This window comes from Brevibacillus humidisoli (assembly GCF_020923435.1).
Classification (GTDB): domain Bacteria; phylum Bacillota; class Bacilli; order Brevibacillales; family Brevibacillaceae; genus Brevibacillus_E; species Brevibacillus_E humidisoli.
Window position 1 is genome coordinate 2,719,203 of sequence record NZ_CP087263.1, and the last position, 17,101, is coordinate 2,736,303.

Annotated in this window: 13 protein-coding genes and 1 pseudogene; 2 read left to right on the forward strand and 12 right to left on the reverse strand. The window is 51.8% G+C overall.

The window, feature by feature from the left end; translation table 11 throughout:
- Nucleotide 1: 1 nt before the first annotated feature.
- From LOK74_RS13430 to LOK74_RS13445, 4 genes are all read right to left on the reverse strand, one after another.
- Nucleotides 2-820: a cytochrome C assembly family protein gene (locus LOK74_RS13430; protein WP_230042545.1), complete on the reverse strand. Its 819-nt coding sequence runs from the start codon at nt 818-820 to the stop codon at nt 2-4.
- Between the two features lie 40 nt (nt 821-860).
- Complete coding sequence (hemA, locus tag LOK74_RS13435; protein WP_230042546.1) at nt 861-2,222, reverse strand: glutamyl-tRNA reductase; 1,362 nt, start codon at nt 2,220-2,222, stop codon at nt 861-863.
- A gap of 198 nt (nt 2,223-2,420) precedes the next feature.
- The gene (locus LOK74_RS13440) at nt 2,421-3,890 is read right to left on the reverse strand and encodes a catalase (protein WP_230042547.1); all 1,470 of its coding nucleotides are present in this window, start codon (nt 3,888-3,890) and stop codon (nt 2,421-2,423) included.
- A 262-nt stretch (nt 3,891-4,152) separates the two neighbouring features.
- The gene (locus tag LOK74_RS13445) at nt 4,153-4,605 is read right to left on the reverse strand and encodes a GNAT family N-acetyltransferase (protein ID WP_230042548.1); all 453 of its coding nucleotides are present in this window, start codon (nt 4,603-4,605) and stop codon (nt 4,153-4,155) included.
- Nucleotides 4,606-4,729: 124 nt separating this feature from the next.
- Between LOK74_RS13445 and LOK74_RS13450 the strand changes: the two genes are divergently transcribed.
- Nucleotides 4,730-5,149 (forward strand): hypothetical protein, encoded by a 420-nt coding sequence (locus LOK74_RS13450; RefSeq protein ID WP_230042549.1) that lies wholly within the window; start codon nt 4,730-4,732, stop codon nt 5,147-5,149.
- Between the two features lie 31 nt (nt 5,150-5,180).
- Here LOK74_RS13450 and LOK74_RS13455 read toward each other — a convergent pair whose 3' ends face one another.
- Nucleotides 5,181-6,800, reverse strand: coding sequence for a methyl-accepting chemotaxis protein (locus tag LOK74_RS13455; RefSeq protein ID WP_230042550.1), 1,620 nt, complete (start codon nt 6,798-6,800; stop codon nt 5,181-5,183).
- Between the two features lie 140 nt (nt 6,801-6,940).
- On the opposite strand from LOK74_RS13455, the gene LOK74_RS13460 reads away from it, so the two are divergent.
- Entirely contained in the window at nt 6,941-7,876 is a 936-nt protein-coding gene (locus LOK74_RS13460; protein WP_230042551.1) for a DMT family transporter, read from the forward strand.
- Between the two features lie 62 nt (nt 7,877-7,938).
- Here LOK74_RS13460 and LOK74_RS13465 read toward each other — a convergent pair whose 3' ends face one another.
- The 7 genes and pseudogenes from LOK74_RS13465 to lonB form a co-directional block, all read right to left on the reverse strand.
- Nucleotides 7,939-9,384: an IS1182 family transposase gene (locus LOK74_RS13465; protein WP_230046894.1), complete on the reverse strand. Its 1,446-nt coding sequence runs from the start codon at nt 9,382-9,384 to the stop codon at nt 7,939-7,941.
- A 127-nt stretch (nt 9,385-9,511) separates the two neighbouring features.
- Complete coding sequence (locus tag LOK74_RS13470) at nt 9,512-9,721, reverse strand: hypothetical protein (RefSeq protein ID WP_230042552.1); 210 nt, start codon at nt 9,719-9,721, stop codon at nt 9,512-9,514.
- Between the two features lie 73 nt (nt 9,722-9,794).
- Nucleotides 9,795-10,928 (reverse strand): M42 family metallopeptidase, encoded by a 1,134-nt coding sequence (locus LOK74_RS13475; protein WP_230042553.1) that lies wholly within the window; start codon nt 10,926-10,928, stop codon nt 9,795-9,797.
- A 60-nt stretch (nt 10,929-10,988) separates the two neighbouring features.
- The gene (locus LOK74_RS13480; RefSeq protein WP_230042554.1) at nt 10,989-12,341 is read right to left on the reverse strand and encodes a protein O-GlcNAcase; all 1,353 of its coding nucleotides are present in this window, start codon (nt 12,339-12,341) and stop codon (nt 10,989-10,991) included.
- On the reverse strand, nt 12,338-12,937 hold the full coding sequence (gene yihA / locus LOK74_RS13485) for a ribosome biogenesis GTP-binding protein YihA/YsxC (RefSeq protein WP_230042555.1): 600 nt from the start codon (nt 12,935-12,937) through the stop codon (nt 12,338-12,340). Before yihA ends, LOK74_RS13480 begins: the two co-directional genes overlap by 4 nt.
- A gap of 1 nt (nt 12,938) precedes the next feature.
- Nucleotides 12,939-15,270: pseudogene (gene lon, locus LOK74_RS13490) on the reverse strand (endopeptidase La).
- A gap of 118 nt (nt 15,271-15,388) precedes the next feature.
- Nucleotides 15,389-17,092: an ATP-dependent protease LonB gene (gene lonB / locus LOK74_RS13495; protein WP_230042556.1), complete on the reverse strand. Its 1,704-nt coding sequence runs from the start codon at nt 17,090-17,092 to the stop codon at nt 15,389-15,391.
- Nucleotides 17,093-17,101 lie beyond the last annotated feature (9 nt).

Below are 17,101 nucleotides of genomic sequence, written 5' to 3' on the forward strand. Positions count from 1 at the left end.
ATTACAACCATTGGTGAAATTTTGAGAAGTCAGTAGACAGCACGTTTAATAACAGGATGGAAAAGGCAGCCAGATTCCATACCGCCAACTTTCGCCCCTGCCATTTCTCTGCGCTCCGTTTGTACAGCAGAATCGAGTACGCCAACAGCACCAGCAGCGACATCCATACTTTTGGGTCCAACCAGAAGCTGTTGCCGTGTACCAGATAGGCCCAGATGGCACCCAAAATCATCGCCAGAAACAGCATCGGCACGCCAACCATGTTCATCCTGTGTGAAAACAGTTCCATTTTACCAAGGCTGGGCAGGCGACGCAGCAGCGGAGACCACTTTTTCTGCTTCAGCATGTTGTGCTGCAGCAGGAACATCACGGACAAGATCAGCGACAGAGAGAAGGCGGCGTAGCTCAGAATCGCAATCGTGATATGGATGAACAGCAGTTCGGAAACGATCACCTTCATCTGAGCCAGTGGCGTGGTCTCGGGAAAGAACATCGACAAGACGAGCACGACAAAGCCGATTACGTTGACAAAGAAAACCAGTAGGTCAATCCGGAAAAAGTAGTTGATCACCAATGAGACCGTTGCCAATACCCATGAATAAAAAAAGAGCGTCTCAAACAACGTCAGCACCGGAAAGTACTCTTTCGCGGCCATCTGTGAGACGAAAAAAGCGGTTTGCAGCAACCAAACGACAGCCAGCAGGCCAAAAGCGATCAGATTGGCTTTCCGGTTGCGCAGCAAAAAATCGTTAAAGTAAAAGAGGACACTCGCCGCATAGAGAAAGATCGTCAAATCGTAGATCCATCTCGCATCTGCCATCTGTCGTCCCCTCTCTTTCCATCGCTAAACTCGTATGTGTCTACTCTCTGGAATGAGCGGCCATCACTTTCTCTTTGACCCCTGCCGCGTGCTTCTTCTCTTCCTCCCAGTCGGCCTCTTGGCGGCGGCGTTCGATAATCTCTTCCAACGCGAAGATGGTCGAGAACATCTCCAGCACCTCGTCGCCGCGTTTTTGCACAGCCAGTTCTTTGAGACGAACGACAGGGTCGTGCAGCAGTTGATTGATAATCCCTCGTGTATGTTTGCGGATAATGTGCCGTTCCCGCTCCGTCAAATCAGGCAGCTTGTTTTCAATCTTGCGCATCGCGTCGCCATGGATCACAAACGCTTTTTCACGCAAAGCAGAGATTAACGGAACGACCCCCAGCGTATTGAGCCAGTTTTGGAAGGCCACCACTTCTTCGCTGATCATCCCGGTGATGCGCTCTGCTTCCCGGGAGCGCTCCTCTAGGTTGCTCTCCACAATCCCCTCCAGATCGTCGATATCATAGAGATAGACGTTATCCAGATCATGCAGGCGCGGATCGAGATCGCGGGGCACGGCGATGTCGACCATAAACAGCGGACGATGTTTGCGCTGCTTCATGATCGGCCTCAGTTGTTCATAGGTGACCACGTAGCCAGAGGCTCCCGTGGAACTGATCACGATGTCAGCTTCCAACAGGGCTTCCGCCAGGTGGTCCATCGTACAGGCGTCTCCTTGAAACTTACGGGCCAGCAGCTGCGCCCGCTCCAGCGTCCGGTTCGCCACCCGAACCTGAGACACACCGTTGGCATGCAGGTGTTTTGCCGTCAGTTCACTCATTTTGCCGGCACCCAGGATCAGCACCGACTTATCTTCAAACGTGCCAAAAATTTTCTTGCCCAATTCAATCGCCGCGTAGCTGACGGAGACGGCGTTTTGTCCGATGCCGGTTTCCGTGTGGGCCCGCTTGGCCAGCGTAATCGCCTGCTGGAACAGCGTATTAAAGACTGTACCCGTCGTCTGGTGCTTCTGCGCCAGGAAGAAGGCATCACGTACCTGACCGAGAATCTGGGTCTCCCCCATCACCATCGAATCAAGCCCGCAGGTGACGCGGAACAGATGTTCAATCGCCTCATCGTTTTCCTTCATATAGATATGCTCCTGAAACGAATCGCGATCAACGCCGAACCACTCAGCGAGGAAGTTGCGTGTATAGAAACGGCCTGTGTGCAGTTGGTCGCAAACGATGTAGATCTCCGTACGGTTGCAAGTTCCGAGAATGACGCATTCCACCACGCTCTTCGTCTGGGAGAGAAGATGAAGAGCCCGTGGAGTACTGTCGTCGCTAAACGTAAACTTTTCGCGGATTTCGACAGGAGCCGTTTTGTAGTTAAGGCCAAGTGTCAAGATTTCCATAGTCTTCCTCCCAGTTGCCACGTGCTTTTGACTCTATGAAATGCACTATTATTATAACATTATGTCCCAGCGGGAGTCGTTTAAAATGTGAAAAGTTTATTAACAGGGCTGACGATCAACGCCAGCCCAGGATTTTGTCGAAAGACAAGACAGTGGATGAACAAAGCAAGCGTCAACGGTGGCTCAGACACATCCATGTCAGGAAGAGGGATGGCCCGCAAAGAATCCAGCGAGATCAACCCCCAGCCCTTCTGCTACCCGTGTACCGTATTCGGCATCCGCGCGGTAAAAGTTGCAGATCTGGCGAAGCTGGATCTGTGGGTCTACATCCTTTAGGTCATGGACCAGATTCTCGATCAGTCGATTCCGTTCCTCAGGCGTAAAGCGTCGGTACAGCTCACCAGCCTGCGTAAAGTCATCCGTCTTCTCAATCGTCTGACGCGTAGTATGCCCCGTTAGCTTCGCGCTGCTTTCCGCATAGGCAGGCGCTTCTGCTGGAGAATCGTCACGGCTGTTCGGTTCGTAATTGTACGGAGATGGATCTGCCTTCACCGTCATCAAGCCGTCTCGCTGATGATTTCGCACCGGCGCAAACGGGCAGTTGACCGGAATCTGCAGGTAGTTGGGGCCTAACCGGTGGCGCTGCGTATCTGGATAGGAGAACAGACGCCCCTGCAGCAGTTTGTCCTCTGACGGTTCGATTCCCGGCACGACTGCGCTTGGGGAGAACGCAGATTGTTCTACTTCCGCAAAGTAGTTGAGCGGATTGCGGTTTAGGGTCATGGTTCCCACATGTACCAGCGGCAGGACATCTTCTGGCCATACTTTTGTCGGGTCGAGCGGATCAAACGGAAAATCGTCTATCTTTTCCGGCTCAAGGATTTGCACATACAGATCCCAGCGCGGGAAATCTCCACGTTCAATCGCCTCATACAGGTCGCTGGTAGCGTGGTTGAAGTCATCCGCGCCGATCTCTCTCGCTTCAGCAGCTGTCAGATTTTTCACTCCCTGCTGCGGTTTCCAGTGATATTTGACATAGACTACCTCACCTGCGGTGTTGATCCACTTGAAGGCATGGACACTGGAACCTTCCATCTGCCGGTAATTGGCCGGGATGCCGTAATCGGAGAAGACCCAGGTCAGCATGTGAGTAGACTCCGGCGAGTGCGACATGAAGTCCCAATAGTGGTTCGGCGTCTGGACATTGGTGTGCGGCGCAGGTTTCAGTGAATGAACCATGTCCGGAAACTTCATCGCATCGCGGATGAAAAACACAGGTAGATTGTTGCCCACCAGATCGTAGTTCCCCTCTTCGGTATAGAACTTGACGGCAAAACCGCGTGGGTCCCGCAAGGTCTCTGGAGAGTGGCCTCCGTGGATCACGGTTGAAAAGCGGACGAATACAGGGGTTTCAATGGCCGGATCCTGCAAGAAAGCTGCTCGCGTGTATGTGCTCATGCTCTGGACGGGTTTAAACACACCGAATGCTCCGGCCCCCCGGGCGTGAACCACGCGTTCCGGAATGCGCTCACGGTCGAAGTGGGCTAACTTTTCAAGCAAATGGTAATCTTCCAGCAGCGTAGGGCCACGGCGTCCGGCGGTTTTGGAGTGTTGGTTATCCGCGACAGGAGCCCCCTGGTTTGTGGTCAGAATGTTCTTTTTCTCCATGATGATCACCTCTGCGTGTTCTTTGTCTTTTTGATAATAAGAGTAAAATTATATTTGAAATCATTTTATAATTATTATCAAAAAGGATTATTTTTAATTTAACACAGTGTTTCGATTCCCTCAAGTGTTTTTTTAGAGCTGAATGACTGGAGCAAAAAGCTCTAGCGAGATGATGTATCTGATCGAAAAAAGTGACGATCACATAAAAAAAGACTGCTCCACAAGGTATGAATCCACCTGTGGAACAGCCTTAGGATCAAAGTTACTCCTTCCTTCGCTTCAGCAAGTAGCCACTCGCTGGAAACGCTTCGTTGCCGACGAGTCGGCCTTCCATACGCTCGACAACGATAAACCCCTCTGATAAGTACAGTTGCAGTGCGGGTCGATTTCCTTCCAAGACGTTGCTATGAAAAACGGGACCTGCGTTTGCGATCGCATGGCGCAGCAGGTTCCTGCCGACTCCTTTGCGGTAATAAAGCGGATCAACATAGAGCCAAGTTAGTTCTTCGTCATCGTAGGCGACGAAGCCTACCACCAACCCATTCAATTCTGCAACATCGAGTCTTCCTTCAAATAAGCCTTCCGTCTCCGCAGTTTGCTGCAAAGACAAGAAAGCTTCTGTTCCTACCGTCAAGCGCAACTCATCAAGCCGAGATGAGTCGTGAATCTCGCACAGCCGCTGCCAATCTTCAGGCTTATAGGAACGAATGTTCATGATCTTTCCTCCTATCCCCGTAAATCGTTCACTAGCTAGGTCTATCCATCTGGGAGGTCGCCTCTTGTTCTGATTTACTATATATTAGTAAGATTGATAAAATGCTTGGCAAACATGTTTTTGTTTGACTTCAGAGGAGGAATCGATCATAGAGAACCTGGGTGCGGCGAAAAAAATAGTATCTGTCGTCATCGCCTCCATTATCTCGATCATGACCTGGGGAATGCAGTTCTCGTTCTACCTCCCGCTGCTGTTTGTCTACAGCTTTGTGGTGGTAAACTGCTTCCTCATCTTCTCCTTGCCGATCTCGCTGATGACGGATTATATCACGCAGTCATTCAAGCGAGTTGGCTGGCTGTTCTCTGGACTCTTCCAGGTCGGATTGACATTGGTTGTGATTTTCCCCTTGTGTCTGCTGTTTTACTTTGCCGTCGGCTCTTTTGATCCTTGGGAATTGCAGGGATTGTCTGACCTACTGTCTCAGTACAGAATCATACTCTTATCGATTCTCTTCAACGCTGCTTTGTTCTGTCCATCGACCTAGTTTTGAGAGTTCTATACAGGGTGTGGAAAGGTCAATAACGGAATCGGCCCACAATCTCATCTAGCGATTGCGACTTGTCGGCCAACGTATTGGCATCGTCCGCCAGCGTGCGTATCTGCCCGCTCTGCTCCTCAACCGAGCTGGCTGCCGTTCCCACCGCTTCGGTGAACTGACTGGCGATCAACTCCACTTCTCTCATCGTCTGCTGAATGGCTCCGCAGTGCTCCAGGATGTGACCAATTCGTTCGCCATTGTCGACGGACTGGTCCTGAAGCGAACTGATTACCACCTGCAGGGCGCGAATGGCCTCCCCCGCCTGGTTGACATGGCCGGTTGCCGCATGCAGTTCCTGCAGATTCTGCTCGGCTCCGTCAGCCGCTTCCGAGGCTTCTGTGCGAATCCCTTCAATACCGGACAGGATCGATTCTGCGAACGCAGCTGTCTCTTCCGCCAGTTTTCTCACTTCATTGGCTACAACGGCAAATCCTCTCCCCTGTTCACCTGTACGGGCTGCCTCGATAGAAGCATTGAGCGCCAACGTGTTGGTCTGCCGGGCAATACGGGTAATCGCCGATACCTGTTCGCCGATCTGGTCGGCTCCAGCTGCCAGTGAACGGATGCGTTCGGTAGAGCGTCCCATCGCCTGCTCCACCTGTGTGACCTGTCGTGCCGCCGCTCCCACTGCTCCTGTACCGCGATGGGTGGCATCAGCGGCTGCTTCGCTTACATTGATTGCTTCTGCGATCGCTGCCTGCATCTCGTCAAGCATGGTCAACATCAATTCCATACGTCTGATTGCCTGATGGACCCCATCCGCCTGCTTGTCCGCTCCCGTACGAAACTGTTCCATCATGCCGCTCAGCTCATCAAATGTCTCCGACAGTTCTTCTGCTTGTGCAGCCTGCACCTGACTTACCTCACGAGTGGTTGTTGACGTGGCCGCTATCTCCTGAATGATCGTTCTGATGCCCAACACAATCTTGTTCAGTTCAAATCCCATCTGATGAAACTGGTCACGGGATCGCGTCTCAATCCTCGACTGCAAGTTGCCCGCCGAGATATCACGCGCCATTCGGTGCCACTCCATCAGTCGCGTTCGCACAAACCGATACAGCCAGCCACCCGCAAGCAGTGCCATACAGAGAGAACTGCCGCCCAACAACAGCAGCATCTCTATGCTCAACTCCGCTGTCACCCCGACTGTAAGCGCTGTCAATACAGGCAGCAGGACAACGCCCCAGATGACCGGGCCGAGAAAGGGACGATGCAACACCATACCAAGCCGCAGCACATAGGAGTGGTTTCCCTGACGGATAATCGGATAGGCAGCATCAATCAGCCACTCGCCTGTGTTGCGGGGATACAGCTGCAGCAGCAGTTCGTCAGCTTTCGCCGACCGCTGACCCACTTCATCCTCAAACAGCATGCCCTCACGCAGTCGGTTGGTGTGCAGGACGCCGCGACCTTCTTCATTGACAATGACAAAGTATTCATGCTCTTTCAGTTCTTCGTCCAACAACTTCCTGATTTCTTCCCGCTGTCCGGACAGGTCAAGACTTCCAGCCAAGATCGCCGCTATCTGTTCTGCTACCTTGCGCACCTTGGCACCGGCACGACGGGCTCGTCTCGTGCGAAGCATGGTTGGGTTCATCAAACTCCCCCTTTTTCCCCTGTTGAATATATCAAAATATTGCCACTTCTTATTTCCAGTATACCTTATTTTTGCAATCAGGTAATATGTATAGATAGAAAACGTGCAATCGTCTGAATACGCAGAAAAGAGGAACCGACATGAACAAGTCTTACGCGGCGGATCTCACTTTGTTTGCTATTGCCTTTGTCTGGGGCGCCACATTCGTCATTGTCCAAAATGCAATTGCTTTTCTTGATCCCAACATGTTTAACGCAGTCCGCTTTGCGATTGCTGCCTTCTTTCTGACGGTTGTCTTGCTGATCGTATCACGCAACCTGCGTTCCATCTTCTCCTGGAAGCTGGTTGCAGCAGGCGTATTTATCGGGTTTTGGCTGTTTGGCGGTTACGCCTTGCAAACTGTAGGGCTTTTGTATACATCACCGTCCAAGGCAGGCTTTATCACCGGATTGTCCGTCGTCTTGGTTCCGCTCTTTTCCTATCTGATACTTAGAGATGCGATCAAGTGGCCGGCAGTCGTTGGAGTCGTGCTTGCTGTTGGCGGCCTCTACCTGCTTGCCTTTACCGGCACGCTAAGTCTCAATCTGGGCGATCTGTTGGTGTTTGGCTGCGCAGTCTGTTTTGCCCTGCAAATTGTCTTTACCGGCAAATATGCGCCTCATTATGAGGCACTCCCCTTGGCGATTGTCCAGTTGTGGGTCGTATCCGTGCTTAGCTTGCTTTACGCCCTTTTCTTTGAAAACTGGCAGCAGGCACTGGTTCTGGAAACATACCTGCACGCCGATGTCTTCTGGGGTCTGTTGATTACCTCGATTTTTGCCACCGCGTTCGCCTTCCTCGCTCAGACAGCACTGCAAAAGAAGACGTCAGCGACCCGTGTAGCCCTGATCTTCGCGCTGGAGCCGGTCTTTGCCGCACTCACAGCTTATCTGTGGATTGATGAGGTGCTGACTGCGAAGCAATTGCTCGGCTGTGTGCTCATCTTCAGCGGCATGATTCTGGCGGAGCTGCCCATCAGTACTTGGCTGGCTTCATGGAAACGGGCAAAACTGGCCCGCTCACAGTCTAAACAATAAAAAAACCCGGCAGTCGCCGAGTCTATGGGGTCAGTCCCCTGGCCCCTCAATGGATGAGGGGCTCAGATTGCAGACAAACTCCCTCGCTGAACGAACAGCAGAGGGCGTTTGTTTAATAATTTGATGAAAATACCGAAGGTGTTTTGATCCTTCACCTTTTGGCGACCTGATTTCCATAGCCAGGTCGCCATTTTTTTTAAGTTCATGGCAGCGAAAACAAGCATCGCCTGCATCGTGACCTTCTCCAGTCCTCGTAAGGTCGTCCAACGCATGCCATGCTTTTCCTTCATATCAGCGAATACACGTTCAATCGTTTCTTTCCGTTGGCTATAGATCTGTTTGTTTTCCTCGGTATGCCGGAGGTGGTCTACCTCTTCGAGGTAATCAGCCCAGATGTGGCGACTCACTCTCTTTGTGTAGTCTTTACTTTCCGTGCATTGTTTCAAAAACGGACAACTTCGGCAAACTTGAGAATTTGATCGATAGATACGGTACCCATCCTTGTTTGTTGTCTCATATGTTAAGATTTGCTCGTTCGGGCAGATGTAGCAGTCGAAATATTCATCATACACATATTCGTACTTTTTAAAAAAACCTTCTTTGGTGCGTGGTCTTGTGTAGGGCATAACGGGGCGAATCTGGTCATCAATCAGTGTTTTACTGATGTAAGGCGTCTTGTATCCGGAGTCCACCGCCACAGCCTGAGGTTGTTCGAACGTCTGTCGCACTTGATTCAAAACATCCTCAAAAACCTGACTGTCATGCACATTGCCTGGCGTTACCTTTGCGCCAAGCACAAATCCATTTCGATCACATGCCGTATGAAAACTATAGGCAAATACACGTTCCTTTTCCCCCTTTACAAACAATCCGCAATCCGGGTCAGTTGTGCTGACCTTCACCTCCTTCTTCGAAGTTTCTGTCTTTTTTTCAAGGGGCTTCTTTCCATGTGCAATACGATCCTGATTGATTTCTTCGTCCAGTAGCTCTTGATATTTCTTGGCTTGTTCTTCAACGATTTCTTTCACGTATTTATGCTTATTCGCACTGGCTTTTACATGCGTAGCATCGATGAAAAGCACGTCAGGCTTCACGAATCCATGATGTACCGCCTCTTCCAATATTCGAAGGAAGATCGACTCGAAGAGTTGAGTATTCCGAAAACGGCGAACATAGTTCTTGCCTAGGGTCGTGAAATGGGGAATGGGCTGACTGAAGTCATAGCCAATGAACCACCGATAGGCAACATTGGTTTCGATCTCTTTAATCGTTTGCCGCATGGAACGAATACCAAAAAGATATTGGATGAGAGCAATTTTGACTAAGACTACAGGGTCAACACTGGGTCTGCCGTTGTCATGACAGTAGAGGCTTTCCACTAAGTCATAGATGAATGAAAAGTCGATTGCATTTTCGATTTTTCGTACGAGATGATCTTTTGGCACCAACTCATCTAACGAGAATGCAGATATCTGATAACGGCCTTCGGCCTGTTGCTTATTAAGCATAATGCCACCTCCAAAAATAACTATTGAAAACGTAACATGTTCTATATTCAACAAAAAAGCCTGCAGACCCTGTTCCTTACGGAACTTTGTCTACAGGCTGGGCCCCTCAATGGATGAGGGGCTCCTATTATTTATCCAGCCGTTCCTCACGGATATCTCCGAGAGCAAGCGCCTCTCTGATCTCCGTCGGCTCACCTGCGGACAGGGGCCGGTTTACTTCTACGATAGGCGGAGTCTCATTGTACGACTCAGTGATTCCTTCCGTCGGACTCATTTCCTCCGGCGTTCCCACATCCTGCATCGCCGGTGGAAATCGATTCTCCCGATCCTGCATCACAGTCACTTCCCTCCTTTGTCAACCTGCCGTGAGACGAACTGCGGCGCAACATGCGTGTCACGACAGAGTCTTCTCATACATAACTAGGTTCCCGCTCCATGATGCTGCCTTGAGCTTTTACTGTGCCAACATGACGCTCCAGTCCTTTAATCCGTTCCACCATACTGTGGTCAAGGATCTTGATCAATTCCACCAGCAGACGGATCGAATGTTCAAGATCATCCCGGTGTACGATCGACACGTGGCTGTGAATATAGCGGGCCGCGACACTTACGACCATGGTGGGAACGCCGCGGTTTGCCGTGTGGATTTTTCCGGCATCGGTTCCTCCACCCGGCATCAGGTCGATTTGATATGGGATGCGATGTTTTCTTGCCGTCTCAATCACCAGGTCACGCAGATTGAGATGGGGAATCATGCTGGTATCGTAAAAACCGAGCAGTGGCCCAGCTCCCAAGCGGGAATGACCTTCTTTCTGGTTCATCCCGGGAGTATCTCCCGCAACGCCTACATCGAGGGCAAAAGCAATATCTGGTGCAATCGTGTTGGCTAACGTCTGGGCACCGCGCAGACCTACTTCTTCCTGCACCGTCGCTCCAGCATATACCGTGTTGGGATGATCCTCCTGTCTCAATCTCTCCATTACCTTTAACGCTACGTAGCATCCCGCCCGGTTATCCCATGCCTTACCCAGCAGCAGACGCGGATTGGGCAGCACTTCAAACGGGCAGACCGGGACGATCGGATCACCCACTTCTACACCAAAGGCTTCTGCTTCTTCCCGGCTTGAGGCGCCGATGTCCACAAACATCGTATCGATATCGAGCACGTTTTTTCGCTCTTGAATCGATAGGACGTGTGGTGCTTTGGAGCCGGTCACCCCTGTCAGATCGCCCTTGCGCGAGAGGACCTTCACACGCTGTGCCAGAACCACGTGCCCCCACCAACCGCCCAATGGCTGCATACGCAAAAAGCCGTCTTTTGTAATATGGCTGACCATAAAAGCTACTTCGTCCATGTGCCCTGCGAGCAGGATCTTAGGCCCTTGTTCTCCCATCCTGCCAACAATACTACCCAGATTGTCGCTGATCACATGTGCGGTATGCCGCTCGATTTGCCCACGCATCAGGTTGTGGATGCGCACTTCAAAACCGGGCGGACCTGCCGTTTCCGTTAATTCCTTCATTAACAGCAGATCGTTATCCATGGTCTCATCCCTCCTGTGTGTAGGATGACCATGATTCAGGAATGATATGTCTAAAGAGGATTAGGTTCGCTTCGTCGCCTCCTGCAGCACGGCACCTACGAACAGCCTCATGACGTCTCCACAAACCTTGGCCGGCAAACGTTCCGTTTTTCTCATCCACCGCTTTAACCGGAGCAGATGAACGGCTGCATGCACCGTTCTTCCCTTCATCCCTTCCTCGATCAGCGCTGTAGCGACAAGTCCCACCTTGGCCCAATGCCAATATTTTTCCAGCCAACGGCGCATTTCCCGAGCCAGCTTCCGGTTCTGCATCCCGTCAAGCAAACGAATCGCATTTTGCTCCATCTCCGCGAAAACCTGCTTTAATCGGTTCACTGCCTCGCCGCGATCACCGTACAAAAAACGGTAGCGAAACTGCTGCAGCGTCTCCATCAGTACGGGCGATTCCCGATCGTTTAAAAATGAACTGCGCACATTGTCGGCAAACTGCATGAAGGCCTCCGCATCCGCTTCACCCACCACCTGCACGATTGCGCAACGCCACGACTGTTCCGGATCGTACTGTTTTGGATCTGCCAGGTAATCGGCGATCGTCAGCAACGGGATTTTGGAGCTTTCTGCCATTTGCATCGCATTGGAGACGTAACCTGCAGCGTAGCGGTACAACATGGGGTCGCGGTGCAGAAGCGGACCGATATGCAGTTCATCGGACATCGCCAAGTCGTTGACTGGATAGTTGTCCCAGTATAAGGGACGTCGGAGGGACTCCTGTTCAAAATAGCGGGCATCCCCTTCTGTCAAAAAAGGAGAGCAGACAAAGCGTCCTGTCCAAAAGACGGGTACCTCCTGCGGAAGATGTCGGCTGAGATAGGTGATGTAAGGTTCACTGCCCAACCCATGGTATTGGGTTGGGCAGATTATCAGGTTGGGATCATCCATCCACTGTTGAAGGGTATGCCACAAGCGCTGGGTGAGATGCACCTGTGCTTCTGCCAGATGGTCGAATCGTGTGCTATCGTTAGGGTGCATTAACGCGAGTGGGATATCATCAAACAGCAGCGCGAAATGACGACACCCCCGCTCATACATCACACGGTACTTCCCGACCAGAAGGTTGAAATGAGCGTCACTGGCATATTCCAACTGCAGTCCGGGACTCACACAATAAAAAAACATCAGTCCACATTGATTTGCTTGTTCCACCAACTGCCGCAGTTGTTCCAACTGCTCCGGCGGATGCGGATCCATCCAGCGCTCCCGTAGATACGGATCATCTTTTGGCGAGTAGAAGTAGCTGTTAAAGCGATGATTGGCCAGAAATGCGATCATGTCCAGCCGCTCTTGATGTGTCCACGGCTTCCCATAAAATCCTTCGATAACACCGCGAAGCGGAAAGCACTCGGTGCTGCTCATGCTTCTTCCTCCCGAAACAGCCTTCTGTTGATTTCCGACCACAGCTCATCGCGTCCCTGTCCGGTCTCGGCGGAAAAGATGATGATCGTATCATCTCCCCGCAGCCGAAGGTCCTGGCGGATTACTTTGGTGTGCTGCAACCAACGGCCTCGAGCGATTTTATCCCCTTTAGTAGCGACAATAACGGTCGGCAGACCAATCTGCTTGCACCAGTCATACATCGCAATATCGTCTTTACTCGGTGGATGACGGATATCGACCAATTGAATCACAAGCTTCAACTCTTCACGGCCTGTCAGGTATGTCTCAATCATCTTGCCCCATTGGGACTTGATTGATTTGGAGACCTTGGCGTAGCCATATCCGGGGAAATCCACAAAGTAGAGTTCCCCATTGATCCGAAAATAGTTGAGCGTCTGGGTCTTGCCCGGTCTGGAACTGGTTCTGGCTAGTGACTTGCGGTTCAACATCTTGTTAATCAGAGACGATTTGCCCACATTGGAGCGGCCTACGAGCGCTACCTCGGGAAGACCGTCCGTTGGATACTGTTTGGGGGCAACCGCACTGATCACAAACTCTGCGGATAATACTTTCATCTTACTTCACCAGATCATTCTTCACGAGTGCGTGACGTAACACCTCATCGAGGTGCTCTACCGTAATCAACTTCAACTCGTTTCGTATACTTTCCGGGATGTCATCGATATCTTTCTCGTTATCTTTGGGCAGGATCACCGTTGTCAATCCGGCCCTGTGGGCAGATAGCGCCTTTTCCTTGAGACCGCCGATCGGCAGCACCCGTCCACGCAGCGTGATTTCACCCGTCATGCCCACTTCTTTGCGTACAGGGATAGAGGTGAGCGCTGATATGAGTGCTGTCGCCATGGTAATCCCTGCAGATGGACCGTCTTTGGGAATCGCACCCTCCGGCACATGGATGTGAATATCATTCTTTTCGTGGAAATCCGGGTCGATGTTCCAATCATTGGCTCGGGAGCGGATGTAGCTAAATGCTGCCTGCGCCGACTCTTTCATCACGTCTCCAAGCTGACCGGTTAGTGTTAGCTTGCCTTTTCCCGGAAACAGGCTAACTTCTACATTTAGCGTATCACCGCCTGTTTCCGTCCAGGCCAATCCGGTAACGCTGCCTACCTGGTTTTCTGCCTCGGCTAAACCATAGCGGTATTTCGGCTTGCCAAGCAGACCCTCCACCGTTTTGGGGGTGACGACGACTCGCTTCTTCTCACCTGAGACGATTAACTTGGCTGCTTTGCGGCAGAGATTGGCTACTTCACGGTTGAGATTGCGAACGCCCGCTTCCCGCGTGTAGTGACGGATTACTTTGAGCAGCGCTTCCTCATTTACCTGCAGTTTATCTTTGCCCAGTCCATGGTCTTCCATTTGCTTGGGCAGCAGGTACCCTTGTGCGATCTTCAGTTTCTCTACTTCCGTATAGCCAGAGATGTAGATCGTCTCCATCCGATCCAGCAGGGGCCGCGGAATCGTGTGCAGGGTATTGGCCGTAGTGATAAACATCACGTTGGTCAGATCGTATGTCTCTTCTATGTAATGATCGCTGAACTTGTCGTTCTGGTTGGGATCAAGTACCTCCAGCAGCGCCGAAGCGGGGTCGCCGCGGAAATCGGAAGCAAGCTTGTCGATCTCATCCAGCAAAAAGACGGGGTTTACGGTACCGGCTGTCTTCATCCCTTGAATGATCCGGCCAGGCATCGCTCCCACGTACGTACGGCGATGACCACGAATCTCCGCTTCATCACGCACGCCCCCCCAACGAGACTCGCACGAATTCGCGTTCCATCGCGCGGGCGATCGAGCGAGCCAACGAGGTTTTGCCGACTCCGGGCGGTCCTACCAGACAAAGGATCGGCCCCCGCATCTTGTTGACCAGCTTCTGGACGGCCAAGTATTCCAGCACCCGCTCCTTTGGCTTTTCCAATCCGTAATGATCTTCGTCGAGCACTTTTTCCGCGTGGCTGATATCGAGATTGTCGATCGTCTTGCGCGTCCACGGCAATGCCAACAGGGTATCGATATAAGTACGGATCACACTGCCTTCTGCCGAAGTAGACGGCATTTTTTCCAGACGTTCCAGTTCCTTTTCAATCTTGCTGCGGATTCTCTCCGGCATATCCGACTTGTCCAGTTGGGCGCGAAGTTCTTCCACTTCACCGGCGCGTCCTTCCTTATCACCCAGCTCTTTTTGGATGGCCTTCATTTGTTCGCGCAGATAGTATTCTTTTTGTGTCTTCTCCATTTGCTTCTTGACACGCTGGCTGATCTTGCGTTCCAGTTCCAGCACTTCCCGTTCGTTGTTGAGGATGTTGAGCAGACGCTCCAGACGCTGCTGCACCTCAATCGTCTCCAGGATTTCCTGCTTGTCTTTCATCTTCAGCGGCAGGTGGGACGCGATAACATCAGCGAGCCGACCCGGATCATCAATATCGCTGACGGAGGTAAACGTTTCTGGCGAAATTTTTTTGGACAGTTTGATGTACTGCTCAAAATGTTGAAGAACGGTACGCATCAGTGCTTCCACTTCATTATCGTCTGATTTGACCTCATCCAGATAGGTAATGGAAACCTGAAAGTAGTCGTCCTGGCGAATAAACTCATTAATCTTAGCCCGCTGCAGTCCTTCGACGAGAACGCGAATCGTTCCGTTCGGGAGTTTCAACATCTGCTTGACGCGTGCTACTGTTCCTACCTTGTAAATCTGTTCTGCATCCGGTTCTTCGATCTGTACTTCTTCTTGTGTGGCCAATAAGATTTTGTTGTCATCCACCATCGCGCTCTCGAGAGCCTTAATCGATTTCTCTCGGCCTACATCCAGGTGGAGTACCATGCTTGGGTAGACGAGCAAGCCCCGAAGCGGCAGCAACGGGATTTCTCGTTTCGTCGATTCACCCATGGCCAAGCACCTCCCCAATCCTCTTGTCAATAGCACTTTCCTAGAAAGTAAGACGTTTTTGTACAATTTTAGCGTAAACCAAAAGCGATGTCTAATACCGCATACAGTTTCCCGCACACTACATGGGCAGCGTAGGAGATGCCAACTCATCCGGCTGGACAGGAATGGCGAACGGTTCTGCTGCCGGTTCCTCGTTTTTCTCCTCTTCGTGCAGGACAGCCAGATTGATCGCTTCCTGAACGGTTTTGACCGGAATCACTTCGATTCCTTCCATGTTCTCGAAGATCGATTGCCAATTTTCTTCGGGAATCAGCACTCGGGCAGCCCCTGCCTGTTTCGCCGCCTCCACTTTGGATACGACTCCGCCAACCGGTTTTACCTTTCCATGAATGCTCACTTCACCCGTGATGGCAACCAGATTGTCAACCTGTTTCTCACAAATCGCGGAGTAGATGGCCACCGCAATCGTGACGCCTGCGGACGGTCCGTCCACCGGGATACCTCCGGGGAAGTTGATGTGCAGGTCGTAGTCGTACGGCTTCACACCGATTCGATGCAAGACAGTCAGTACATTTTCAATCGATCCCTTGGCCGTTGACTTGCGGCGAATCGTACGGCTTCGCCCGCCCAGTTCCTCTTCTTCCACCAAACCGGTCATGGTCGCCCGACCGGTGCCAGGCATCTTGGCCGGAGTCGCCGTCACCTCGATTTCCATCACCACACCCATGTTGGGACCGTAAACGGCAAGGCCGTTAACCAGTCCAATCTGCGGTTGCTGGTGAACCTGTTTCTCCTGGCGCGGCGATTTCTGACTGCTGTGCACCACCCACTCTACATCGGAAGCCTGAATCGTGCGTCGTTCTTCCGTCAAGGCAATGCCGGAAGCGATCTGCAGGGTATTGATCGCCTCCCGACCATTCGTCGCATACCGCTCGATGACCTGCACCGACTCTGGCAGCAGTTCCACGTCCATCTTGCTGGCCGCGGTGCGCACAATGCTGCCGATCTCAGCAGGCTTCAAGGGGCGGAAAAAAATCTCCAGACAGCGGGAACGAAGCGCCGGAGGGATCTCTTCAGGAGTGCGTGTGGTGGCTCCCACCAGGCGAAAATCAGCTGGAAGTCCTTGTTGAAAGATCTCGTGAATGTGAGTGGGGATTTGCGAATTTTCCTCGCTGTAATAGGCGCTTTCCAGCATCACCCGACGGTCTTCCAGCACTTTTAACAGTTTATTCATCTGGATCGGATGAAGCTCCCCGATTTCATCCAGGAACAGCACCCCGCCGTGTGCCTTGGTTACTGCTCCCGGTTTAGGCTGGGGGACACCCGCTTGGCCGAGGGCCCCTGCACCCTGGTAGATCGGATCGTGGACAGAACCAATCAGCGGGTCAGCAATGCCTCGCTCATCAAAACGGGCAATCGTCGCGTCAATCTCCACAAATTTGGCATCGTTCTTAAAGGGGGAAAGCGGGTTTTTTTTCGCCTCTTCCAGTACGACCCGTGCGGCCGCGGTTTTGCCTACCCCAGGGGGGCCATAGATGATCACATGCTGTGGATTGGGACCGCAAAGCGCCGCTCTCAGTGCTCGCAATCCGTCCTCCTGACCGACAATCTCGTCCAGCTTGGCCGGACGCGTCTTCTCCGAAAGTGGTTCGGTCAAGACGACCATGCGCATCTTGCGCAACTGATCCACTTCTTTTCTCGATTCTCGATCCACCGAGTTTTTACTGCTCCGCTGCGTTTTTAACAAATTCCAAAAGTAGGTGCCGATAATGATACCGACCACCACTTCAATTCCTGCAATCACCATCGTTGTATAGCCCATTATTCATCA

Coding starts and splice junctions, on each gene's coding strand:
- lonB (WP_230042556.1), bottom strand. CDS start 17,092: ATGGGCTATACAACGATGGTGATTGCAGGAATTGAAGTGGTGGTCGGT.
- yihA (WP_230042555.1), bottom strand. CDS start 12,937: ATGAAAGTATTATCCGCAGAGTTTGTGATCAGTGCGGTTGCCCCCAAA.
- LOK74_RS13440 (WP_230042547.1), bottom strand. CDS start 3,890: ATGGAGAAAAAGAACATTCTGACCACAAACCAGGGGGCTCCTGTCGCG.
- hemA (WP_230042546.1), bottom strand. CDS start 2,222: ATGGAAATCTTGACACTTGGCCTTAACTACAAAACGGCTCCTGTCGAA.
- LOK74_RS13455 (WP_230042550.1), bottom strand. CDS start 6,800: ATGAACCCAACCATGCTTCGCACGAGACGAGCCCGTCGTGCCGGTGCC.
- LOK74_RS13475 (WP_230042553.1), bottom strand. CDS start 10,928: ATGGATAACGATCTGCTGTTAATGAAGGAATTAACGGAAACGGCAGGT.
- LOK74_RS13460 (WP_230042551.1), top strand. CDS start 6,941: ATGAACAAGTCTTACGCGGCGGATCTCACTTTGTTTGCTATTGCCTTT.
- LOK74_RS13480 (WP_230042554.1), bottom strand. CDS start 12,341: ATGAGCAGCACCGAGTGCTTTCCGCTTCGCGGTGTTATCGAAGGATTT.
- LOK74_RS13465 (WP_230046894.1), bottom strand. CDS start 9,384: ATGCTTAATAAGCAACAGGCCGAAGGCCGTTATCAGATATCTGCATTC.
- LOK74_RS13445 (WP_230042548.1), bottom strand. CDS start 4,605: ATGAACATTCGTTCCTATAAGCCTGAAGATTGGCAGCGGCTGTGCGAG.
- LOK74_RS13430 (WP_230042545.1), bottom strand. CDS start 820: ATGGCAGATGCGAGATGGATCTACGATTTGACGATCTTTCTCTATGCG.